This window comes from Empedobacter sp. UBA7620, assembly GCF_002484185.1.
In the GTDB taxonomy this organism is placed as follows: Bacteria; Bacteroidota; Bacteroidia; order Flavobacteriales; family Weeksellaceae; genus Empedobacter; species Empedobacter falsenii_C.
In genome coordinates, this window is record NZ_DLJI01000041.1 from 164,493 (window position 1) to 174,447 (window position 9,955).

Consider the following 9,955-nt stretch of genomic DNA (forward strand, 5'->3'; position numbering starts at 1 on the left):
GAAATAATTGGTAGTGTTGATAGAATCTAAAGATTCCTTTATATTGTTTAATATGTTTTTTTTGCTAATAAAAAATTTAAGAGAAAGGTCTCTTGCCATGAATTCACCTGATTATCGATTCTAGCTACAGAAATACTTAATCTTGTTTTTCCATCAGTTCCATCATTTTTTAAAGAAACAAAAGATGGGGTAAAAATATCTGGAAGATTACTGTTATTGCCTGTTGACAAAATACAATACATATTATCAAGTTCAAAAGGTTTTCCTTGATATTCATACACGATCACCATTCGGGCTGTTGTTTGATTAGCTACTGATGCAGTTGAAGTTTTACTAATTACCCACCAATCTTTGTCTTTAGAATCGTATGAAGAATTGTTATGCGAAGCAAAATCAGCAGTAAACGTAGCATGAGGAGGTATATAGAGTTGATTACCATAAACTTCTACATTACTAGAGATAGATTCTCCTAAAAAAGATAAATCCCATGTACCATTAGAAGTATTTGCATTGTTTATTATTTCTATATATGCTCCTGGTGAAAGAAGAAAGGAAGCTACAGGTACATTCTCACTTCTTATAGTATTGCCAGAAGAAGGAATAACGGTCAAATTATAATTTGATAAGTTCTTAATCTTATACAGTCTTCCTGTATAAGCTGTTGCGTCGTTTCCTATAACGGGTAATGTCAGGATTCCTGCTTCAGTACCTGTATAACTTACATAATAGTTAGAATTATTAAGTGTTAAACTAGTTTTAGTTTCACTATAGCCCTTTTCAATAGAACCTTCTATAGAAAGAGTTGAATTGGGTGTTAAGGTATTAATTCCAACTTGAGCAATGGTGGTAATAAAACTAAATAACATGTAAAGAGTAAAGAGTATTTTTTTCATTTTAAATAATTTGCATTAAGATTATTTATGATAATTGAAGTATAATTCAATTAAAATTTAGCGTAGTACTTGCAAAAATTTAGAGACGTAGTCTAAATAGAAAATAAGAATTTGGGTTAGTAAAAAGTTTTCGGTCTGTAAATTTAAATCTTTAAACGATTAATTAAACTAATTTTACTCGTAAAATATTAATTTATAATCATTAAATTTTAGTCAGTCATCCTAATTTGATTGGAAAATGAATGAAATTTCTCTTCAAAATCCAATCAATATTTTGTTGCACATAATGCATTTTACTCAATAGATCATACATCAAAAAATATAGCTTGATGAATTAGAGAAAAGAATTCTACTGATTTAAAAAGTTCTCCTCCAAATAGAATCAAAATAAACCGTTTAATCCTTCATTGTTTTTTGAGATTTATTTATTTTTGACTTATTAATAATTAGTCTAAATAAATAATATTTACTCAATAGAACACATGAGAAAAAAATATTACTCGTTAAAAACAGTAGGAAAAGCATTCTTACTTGTACTAATGGTCAATCAAGTTGATGCAAAAGTTACTAATCTAAACGAAATATATTGGGAAAACACAATAAATTATGACCAAGAAACAGGTGAGATTCATGGTTATGTAGTAACAGAGGACGGATCTCCTATTGCAGATGCCTATGTTTCGTTATCTAATGGAATGAAAACAAAAACCAGTTCGGATGGAACTTTTGTCTTTACAGATATTGAAAAAGGAACTTATGAACTAACAATCAATCATTTCAATTACAACGAAATAATTCAGGACGTTACAATTACTGATCAAACAAATGCAACATTATCAATTGTATTAAAAACAGATAATCAGTTAAAAGAAGTCGTTGTAACTGCCAGTAGAATGCCCGAAAGTATTGACGAAGTTCCTTCTACATTAACATATATTTCTGCTAAAGACATGCAGATACAATCCCAAATTAATGATAATTTACCCAATATTTTGATGCAAAAAGTTCCTAGTATTTCTCCTAGTGAAGAAAGTCAAAATAATTTTATTGGTAAAATTAGAGGTCGTAATTTTCTTGTGTTAATCGATGGTATTCCACAATCTACACCTTTACGAAATGGAGGTCGAGATTTAAGATCAATAGATGCTTCTGCTATTGACCATATAGAAGTCATACAAGGCGCGTCTTCTATGTACGGAAATGGTGCTGCAGGTGGAATTGTAAATTACATTACAAAAAAAGCAAATAACAAGAAGAAAATTAATTCGTCAACTTATTTCAATAATACATTAAGCTTAGTCAATCCTAAGGAAACTTTTGGATATAATATTTCACAAGTATTTTCAGGAAAATTAGATAAATTTACTTATTTGCTTCAAGGCAAAATAGCGAATACAGGAGTGGTTAGATCGGCCGATGGTGAAATAAATAGTCCATTTTATGGTATAGGAGAAACTAAAAGTTATAATGCCTTGCTTAAAATTGGATACCAGATAAGTGACAATCACCATATCGAGTTAATGGGAAATTATTACCGTAGTATGCAAGATAGTAAGTATGAAGGAACAAAAGGTATTTTTGGAGAAAGTCCTTCGATAGCAGTTCTTACTGATAATCCTGCAAATGGAGGTACTCCGTATAGTAAAAATGTAAGTTTACGTTATGATGGTGAATTTGGAAAAACAAGTGCAAATGCAGTCCTTTATTACGAAGATATGAATTCCGTTTTCGAAACCTATAATCAAATTTATTCTGATCATAAAGGAGCACGTTTAAACTTTACAACACCTTTTGAATTAGGAAAAGCAGGTAAAGTAACCTTAATTTATGGGGTTGATTTTCTGAAAGATCATGCCGTTCAATTAGGATTAGACAAAAGCCATGTTACTCCTGATATGGATTTAAATAGTTTTGCTTATTACATTCAATCAAAATTTAACTTGGCCGAACGCTGGATTGTAAAAGCAGGAATACGTCATGAGTTTTTAGGATTTAAAGTTGGTGATTTAACTAAAGCAAATAAATTTACACCCGGTGATAAAAATAATTCAAATGCACTCGTTTTCAATATCGCAGCCAGATATAATAAACTTAGCTATTTACAACCTTTCGTTAGTTTTTCGCAAGGATATTCTATTGGAGATATCGGTTTAGTATTACGAAATAATGTTGCTTTAGATGCAATTGATCCTAAACCAGTCTCTGTTAATAATTACGAAGCTGGAATAAGTGGTAATTTCTGGAAATTAGACTATCAACTTACAGGATATTACAGCACATCAGATCGCGGAACAACTTTCGCCGAAATTGGAGCTCCTGGAAATTATCAATTATCACAAGTTCCACAACGTATATACGGTTTAGAAGCCGTAGTTAATGTAAAACCAATAAAATGGTTGAAAGTTGGTGGAATAATGGGATATATGGATGGTCGTCAAGATTTGAAGAATGAAGGAGAATTTAAAGATAAATTAGATAATTCTATCCTTACACCACTTAAGTTATCTTTCAACTTAGACACTAAAATTACAGACCAATGGAATGTATTTTTTCAGTTAACGAATTTATCAGGTCGTGATGTTTTTGATAAATCACAATATAACTATGATAAATACCCTATTTCTGGTTATACAATATGTGATTTATATACAAGCTATAAGCTAAAGAATATAACATTTAATCTTTCTTTTAACAATTTATTCAATGCCGACTACTACCCTATTCATGCCGAAGTTAGAGGCGCTACTAATGACGGAAGATATTATATAAAAGGTAGTGGTACCACTGCTAGTCTTGGATTGAAACTCGATTTATAATCTTATATAGTTTAAAACCTCTGTTATTTAATAGAGGTTTTAAATTCTCATCTCATTATCATTTCGAGGGATCGAAAAATCTAATCTTTACATCATAACATTATACATATTACCCAAGCTCCACTAGAGTTTATCTTTTTAATTTCAAATTCTAGTTTGATAACAAATTTTGTCATTTTGAACTCGTTTTAAAATCTTAACTCCACATTCCCAAATCCATCACAAAAGACTTAATACATAATACTTTTTACATCTCAATTCTCAGATCTAAAATCTAAATCCTAGCTCTATTCAATCGAGCAGCATTTAATATCACCGATACCGAACTCAAACTCATCGCAGCAGCAGCTACCATTGGAGATAATAAAATTCCGAAAAAAGGATACAATAATCCTGCTGCAACAGGTATACCTAATGCATTATAAATAAATGCAAAAACTAAATTCTCTTTGATGTTTCGCATCATTTTATGACTTAATACAATACTTTTATACACACCAATCAAATCACCTTTCAACAAAGTAATATCTGCACTTTCTATGGCAACATCAGTTCCTGTTCCCATTGCAATCGATACATCAGCTTGTGCTAATGCAGGTGCATCATTAATTCCATCACCAGCCATCGCAACCACTTGTTGTTTACTCTGCAAATCTTTAATAGTATTCAATTTATCTTGCGGCAATACTTTCGCTTTAAAATGTGCTATACCAACTTCATTGGCTACTTTCTGAGCCGTTTGCTCATTATCACCCGTCAGCATCATCACATCTACTTTTTGTTCTTTTATTTTTTGAATCGCTTCATTCGACGATGCTTTTATTTCGTCCGAAATTTCAAACGCGGCCAAGACTTTTCCATTTACACCCAAAAAAGACAACGTATTCGTACTATCCACTTTCGGCACTTGCATACCTGCAAACGTCATCAACCCTTCATTACCCAAATACACTTCTTTTCCATCCACTTCTCCTTTCACACCTTTACCAGCAATATCTTCAAAATTTCGAATAGAATGCAAGTTTAAATTCTCTTTCTCTGCCGCATGAACAAAAGATTGCGCCAATGGATGTCCACTGTTTTGGTTCATACTTGCTGCCAATAGCAAGACATCATTTTTATTCAATCCTTCAAACGGAATAATATTCACTACCGCTGGTTTTCCTTCAGTAATCGTTCCTGTTTTGTCAATTGTTAAAGTCGTTACGTTATTCAATCGTTCCAAAGCTTCAGCATTTTTCACCAAAACCCCATTTTTAGCACCTTTACCAACTGCTACCATCACCGACATAGGCGTAGCCAAACCAAGAGCACAAGGACAAGCCACAATCAGCGCGGCCAATGCATTCGCAATGGCAAAAGCTACACGATTTTCGCTGCCAAAAATCCACCATGCCAAAAAGGTTATCAACGCAATAACCATCACAGTAGGAACAAATATTTTGGAGATTTTATCGACTACTTTCTGAATTGGAGCCTGACTTCTACTTGCCTGATTGACCATATCAATAATTTGAGCCAATAAAGTTTCACCTCCAACTTTTGTTGCCTTCATTAAGAACATTTTACTTCCGTTGATGGTTCCTGCCACCACTTCATCATCAATCGTTTTTGAAACAGGAATTGGTTCTCCCGAAATCATACTTTCGTCAATATCTGCAAAACCTTCGGTCACAATTCCATCTACAGGTACTTTATCACCTGGTTTTACACGTAAAATATCATTTAATTGAATCTGATCAATGCTTACTTTTTCTTCTTTTCCATTAACGATTCTAAAAGCTTCGTTCGGAGATAATTTAATCAACTCTTTTAAAGCAGAATTCGTTTTAGAATGCGCTTTGGCTTCCAACATTTGTCCTAACATCACCAAAGTTAAAATTACCGCTACCGACTCAAAATACAAAGCTACCTGACCATGATGCGTTTTGAACTCAGCAGGAAATAAAGATGGGAAAAATAAACCCACTACCGAATACAAAAAGCCTGCACCAGCACCCAACCCAATTAAACTAAACATATTAAGATTCCATGTTTTGAAAGAAACCCAAGCACGTTGAAAAAATGACCAACATGTATAAAAAACAATTGGTAAACATAACGCAAACTGAATATAGGCTGATACTTGTGGACTTACAATTTTACCAATTGGATTACCTGGAAGCATTTCACCCATTGCCAATACAAAAATAGGAACAGTTAATACCATAGAAATCCAAAACATTTTTCGGGTATGATGATAAACATCATCAGCCGAATCGGTTTGTACAACAGGAATCAAATCCATCCCACATATCGGGCAAAAACCAGGTTGATCTTTGATGATTTCGGGGTGCATCGGACACGTATATTCGTTTGCTAAACTCAATTTTTCTTCTTTTATTAAATGCATTCCACAAACCGGACAGTTACCAGGTTTATCGTAGGTTTTATCCCCTTCACAATGCATCGGACAATAATACACATCGCCAGTAGTTGTTTTCTTAGGAAGTGCTGCAAAAGGTGCTTTAACTTGACCATGCGAACAACTCGCGTGATCATGCTTTGACGTTTCTTTAATTTCTTCTGTTTTATGTGAACACGAAGCGTGATTATCATTGGGTTTCGTTTCCGAATTCTCTTTTTCCTTTTTTACCAAATGCATCCCACAAACCGGACAATCACCTTGTTTATTGTAGGTCTTATCCCCTTCACAATACATCGGACAATAGTATTCAGCTGCATCACTTTCCATTGTTTTATGCGAACTTGATTCTGAATCCTGTGCTGATTGAACTTCAGCTGTTGGTGTTTCTGAATTTTCAGGAATTTCTATCAAAAACATTCCGCATTTTGGACATTTTCCAGCTTCATTACTTGCAATCTCTGGATGCATGGGACAAGTATATTTCATAGAAAAAAAGTTTTTTTTAGATGATTTTAGTGTTTCAATCGTACTTCTATCAACATGAAGAGCGATTTACTCCACTTAAATTTACAAATATTATTCTACAAATTTCATATAACTTTATATCAAAAGATTACACAATTTAGAAGACAATGTATATAATTTACAGATTCATTATTACCCTTAATACCTCTTATCTATTTTTATTTTCTGTATTCATATAAAATGAAATCAGCTTGATAATTCGTTATTTAGCATCTAAAACATTGTAAATCATAATTTTTACATTGTACATTTCACAGCCGTCTCAATACTAATATCTACTTTTTACCCAACAAAAAACTACCCATTACTTGGGTAGCCTCTAAAGATTAAAACAAATTTTCATTTTTGAATTTCTGCAACAGCAACGATAAACAAAAACTACTTAACGCTCCTACAAGCGAAAGTAAAATTGTTGAAATAACATCTTGCCATTGTATACTTGCATACATACCGCACATTGTTCCGCAAATCACACTATATTTTGTGTGATCGTGTGGCGGAATCGGATTCATCAACAGCATCATGATCAACCGTTAATTGACTTACAGCCGTTAAAACACCACCAGTAACAACCAAATATCCACCTAACTGTACCAATAATGTTGGTAATACAACAGGAGCGGCAATCAATACACCACCTATACTGGCAGCGACTAATCCTATTGTTCGGATATGTTGAAATAATTTGGGTGTTGGTAATTGCAAACGTTCAACTATATTCATAGCGTTTGTTTTTGAATGTGTAAAAAAACCTCTTCACCTCTCTGTAAATACTCATAAACAACCATTTTCAATCGTTCAAATGCTTTACGAGAGTCAATACCTTTTCCTTCTCCTTGCAGAGAAGTAACAGGAGCTATACATCCATTCAGCTCCTTCAGTGCATCATTCGCTGGATGAAACAAAATTAACGATCGATTCGGAACCAAATCGATCCATACATGCCACCCAAAACGTTGACTGAAACGTTTTTTAAGTGGATATTTACCTTCTGGAATACATGATTTACGTTTCAAATTATCATTCCATGGTAATTCAATTGTCATGCAAATCAGTTGTTGCTGTAACCAAAGTTGTCCATTGGTTCCGTCAGATAAATACTTTCTTTTTAAAACTAAATCCATTTTCTATTTTTTTTAGTTGTTATCTGGTTATTCATTTTGATTATTTAATTGATAAAACCGTCAATTCGAGTGGAATTCTGATAGAATTTCGTATCGAGAATAAGGTTTTAATAAATAAAAATATATTTTGAGTAAAATTTCTCTCAAGCTTGTTCTGAGTTTATCGAAGTATAATTTCAAAAAATAACTCGAACTCACAAATTTTAATTCAAAAGGAACAACAGATATCATTAGATATTTTAATAATCGCCCATCCACTTCTGCATAAACTTTTCATAAAATTCTAATCTATTTCCATATTAAACAAATCACTTCAAACCATATGTCTTTTATAATCAATGAAAAACATTTTTATACATTTTTGTCATACAACAACAATTATTTTTAGAAAAATAGATCATTTTCTAAAAAAACTAAACAAATAAAACCATCAGGAACAACAAGCTATTAAGTTCTATTTAATTTAATTCGACAACTAAAAAAAAATGAAATATGAAAAAAAACAAACGAATTATCATTTATGCAAAAGACATACAAAATGCTACAGGAAGAAGTTATAGACAAAGTCTTCGTTTATTACAAAAAGCCAAAAACACTGTTGGTAAATCAAAAGAAGACATGTTAAGTCTAAGGGAATTCTGTGAGGTATACAACATTAATCCCCTCGATTTTCAAGAATCAATTTAAAAACAAAAAAATTATGAACGATAAAACTATATTCTCGGTTCAATGGTTCAATTCTATTATCAAAAAAATAGATGAATTAGAACAAGATTGGAAAAATAATATTATCCAATTCAGCGATTCCATTTTAATGGAAGAACATCAAGTAACAACCTTATTACAAATTTCAAAATCCACCTTACGAAGGTATTGCTTAAAAAAGTATTTTAACGTGTATCAAGTAGGCAAGCGAAACCTTTACTTACAACACGATATTATCAGAGGTATTCTAACACATTTAGTCAAATAAATAACAAAAGAGAAATAAATAGTTTATTTCTCTTTTTTAATTCAAATTCTCTTTTAACAACATTTGAGATTAAGAGGAGGAGCCACTGTGTGGCTCAGGTATTCCTTTTTTTTAATGTCACTTTTTACTTGACTAAAAAGTAACCAAAAAGACAAGGCTGTAAACCTCTCTACTAAAAATGTTCGCATTTCACCTCCTCTCTCAATACTAATATCTCATCTCTAACATCTACTTTGTACATTTTACATACTACATAATACAATTCTAATATCTCAATACTAATATCTACATATCGATACACGAACACCGAACAAACCATACAGAACGGATATACAATGGATACAGAATGGATACAGAGCGGATACACAACCGATACAGAAAAGTGTCATTTTCGATATACACCGATACAGGAATTTAACACTTTTTAACACTTAATTTCTCTAACCACAATAAAAACATAGGTTTTTGTTACGTTTATGTTCTAGGCTTAACGTTTTACGGATTTTGTCATTCTTAGCTTGTCTCAGAATCACATTCAATATGTCATTTCGAGGTATCGAGAAATCTTTTGTCACTTTTTTTATTCATAGCTTATGTATTCTAATTATCGGTATTCATATGTCTTCAGGTAGCTCATCCAAAAAAACATTTGAAATTAAGAATTTGAAATTAAAAGGAGNNGTTTTTGGGAAAGGGGTTTTTTGTTATATTTTACGTTATACGCTTAACGTTTTGTTATCAATTCTATCTTTAACCACAATAGAAACATAGGTTTTATTAAGTATTACGGACTTTGTCATTCTGAGCCTGTCGAAGAATCTCTTCTTTTCATTTTTTTGCTCATCCAAAAAAACGAAACAAAAAAAGATGCCGACAGTAGTCTCTCAATGATTCAACTAAATAAATTATTTCCATAAAGTTGGCAACTCGCTCCACTCAGACACTCCAACTTTTTTATTCCAATAATTTAGAGTTGAATTGCATTTCGATTCTAAATCGTCGGATTTTTAACTCTTTTTTTAATATTCAAATTCATTTTTAACAACGAATTCCAAAACCGTCATTGCTGAAAAGTCGAGCGTCAATTCGGCGTAAAGAGCGTTAAAAATGATTTACTGTTCGCATTTTACATGCGAATGATTTAAAGCATTTAGCGAATAGTCGTTATTGACCGACTTGTAAGCACAGACTTGACGTTTTTGGTTCGTTTTTGCGTC

The 9,955-nt window shown here is 32.2% G+C and carries 6 protein-coding genes; 2 read left to right on the top strand and 4 right to left on the bottom strand.

Annotation, left to right across the window (positions count from 1 at the left end; all coding sequences use genetic code 11):
* Positions 1 to 47: 47 nt before the first annotated feature.
* The gene (locus tag B2217_RS11120; RefSeq protein ID WP_180904516.1) at positions 48 to 893 is read right to left on the bottom strand and encodes a hypothetical protein; all 846 of its coding nucleotides are present in this window, start codon (positions 891 to 893) and stop codon (positions 48 to 50) included.
* 482 nt (positions 894 to 1,375) lie between these two features.
* Here B2217_RS11120 and B2217_RS11125 point away from each other — a divergent pair, with 482 nt between their 5' ends.
* Positions 1,376 to 3,709 (top strand): TonB-dependent receptor, encoded by a 2,334-nt coding sequence (locus tag B2217_RS11125; protein ID WP_291122573.1) that lies wholly within the window; start codon positions 1,376 to 1,378, stop codon positions 3,707 to 3,709.
* A gap of 274 nt (positions 3,710 to 3,983) precedes the next feature.
* Here the strand turns inward: B2217_RS11125 and B2217_RS11130 are convergent, their stop codons facing one another.
* From B2217_RS11130 to B2217_RS11140, 3 genes are all read right to left on the bottom strand, one after another.
* Positions 3,984 to 6,602, bottom strand: a complete 2,619-nt coding sequence (locus B2217_RS11130) for a copper-transporting P-type ATPase (protein ID WP_291122575.1) — start codon at positions 6,600 to 6,602, stop codon at positions 3,984 to 3,986.
* A gap of 513 nt (positions 6,603 to 7,115) precedes the next feature.
* Positions 7,116 to 7,364 (bottom strand): hypothetical protein, encoded by a 249-nt coding sequence (locus B2217_RS11135; RefSeq protein WP_180904519.1) that lies wholly within the window; start codon positions 7,362 to 7,364, stop codon positions 7,116 to 7,118.
* Positions 7,361 to 7,765, bottom strand: a complete 405-nt coding sequence (locus tag B2217_RS11140) for a DUF5675 family protein (RefSeq protein WP_180904520.1) — start codon at positions 7,763 to 7,765, stop codon at positions 7,361 to 7,363. The genes B2217_RS11135 and B2217_RS11140 overlap by 4 nt, the downstream gene beginning before the upstream one ends.
* 492 nt (positions 7,766 to 8,257) lie before the next feature.
* On the opposite strand from B2217_RS11140, the gene B2217_RS11145 reads away from it, so the two are divergent.
* Positions 8,258 to 8,452 carry a hypothetical protein gene (locus B2217_RS11145; RefSeq protein ID WP_291093348.1) on the top strand — a complete coding sequence of 65 codons (195 nt, stop codon included), beginning with the start codon at positions 8,258 to 8,260 and terminating at the stop codon, positions 8,450 to 8,452.
* Positions 8,453 to 9,955: the final 1,503 nt, after the last annotated feature.

Excerpts from the sequence above, each read along its gene's own strand:
- B2217_RS11120 (WP_180904516.1), bottom strand. The coding sequence starts at position 893 with ATGAAAAAAATACTCTTTACTCTTTACATGTTATTTAGTTTTATTACC.
- B2217_RS11125 (WP_291122573.1), top strand. The coding sequence starts at position 1,376 with ATGAGAAAAAAATATTACTCGTTAAAAACAGTAGGAAAAGCATTCTTA.
- B2217_RS11130 (WP_291122575.1), bottom strand. The coding sequence starts at position 6,602 with ATGAAATATACTTGTCCCATGCATCCAGAGATTGCAAGTAATGAAGCT.
- B2217_RS11135 (WP_180904519.1), bottom strand. The coding sequence starts at position 7,364 with ATGAATATAGTTGAACGTTTGCAATTACCAACACCCAAATTATTTCAA.
- B2217_RS11140 (WP_180904520.1), bottom strand. The coding sequence starts at position 7,765 with ATGGATTTAGTTTTAAAAAGAAAGTATTTATCTGACGGAACCAATGGA.
- B2217_RS11145 (WP_291093348.1), top strand. The coding sequence starts at position 8,258 with ATGAAAAAAAACAAACGAATTATCATTTATGCAAAAGACATACAAAAT.